General features: G+C 63.2%; 1 protein-coding gene. It reads right to left on the bottom strand.

Going from position 1 to position 1,015, the window contains the following annotated elements; translation table 11 throughout:
• The coding region (locus AB4043_RS26585; RefSeq protein ID WP_442308671.1) for a M28 family peptidase at window positions 1–1,015 on the bottom strand (1,015 nt) is incomplete at both ends.

The raw sequence follows: 1,015 nt of genomic DNA, 5'->3' as shown, positions 1-1,015 counted from the left end.
GAACGTCAGCGTCTGCCATATGCAGAATCTCCAGACCGAAGACGCGGGCCTGTTGCTGCTCATAGACGAAGGTCGGATCTGCGTTCTTGACGAACCACGCGTAGTTATCGAAGACCGAATGGTAGACGCCATAGCGGCCGCTGGAGCCGATGTCGGTTGCCGGTACGCCGATATGTTGGATAAAGGGCGTGTAATCAGACCCGGAGCCGAGAGCGTCGACCTTCACATCGTTGTCGACGGAGGTCACGACATTGCTGGCGCTGGTGGAGGTGCCGCGTCCGCGGCCTTCTTCCTGAGACTTCTTCCACTGGTCGTACACGGTGCCGCCCTTAGGGCTGGGGACGGACTTGGTTACTTCGCGGACAAACTGCTGCAGCGAGGGGACGGAGGAGGCTCCGAAGTCCGGGCCGCTGACGCCAACGTCGGTATTGAAGTAGGCGACGGCGTGCTGTAGCTCGGCCGCGTGCTCTTCGGCCCATTCGGTGGAGCCGACCAGGCCCTCTTCTTCCGCATCCCAGCTTCCGATGATGACGGTGCGCTTCGGCTTCCAGCCCTGCTTGAGCAGCTCACCCAGGCCATGTACGGTCTCCAGCATGGCGGCGGTGCCGCTGTTGGGGTCGACGGCGCCATAGACCCAGGCATCGCGGTGATTGCCGGCGATGACCCATTCATCAGGAGCGTCCGTGCCGGGAATCTTGCCGATGACGTTCCAGATGGTGCGTACGGCGTAGTCCTGCTCCAGACGCATGTGTGCGGTAACGCCCTTACCGCCGAGGTGGTAGGTGAAGGGAAGTGCGCCCTGCCAGGGGCGGGGAGACTCAGGACCGCCGAGGGCGCGCAGAATCGGCAGGGCGTCCTGGTAGCTGAGCGGGTTTGCAGGGATGCTGGGCTGATCGTCCTGCAGCTTGTTTTCAGGCAGACGTGCGGAGTCCGGCAGCTTCTCGGTGGAGGCGACGCCCGGTGTCTCGGGATCGCCGGTATATTTCGCGATGAACTGCACGCTGCCGCGCTGTAC

It is taken from the genome of Terriglobus sp. YAF25 (assembly GCF_052113305.1).
Classification (GTDB): domain Bacteria; phylum Acidobacteriota; class Terriglobia; order Terriglobales; family Acidobacteriaceae; genus Terriglobus.
Note: the sequence above shows the minus strand (reverse complement) of the source record. Positions and strands in the feature narration are given on the sequence as shown.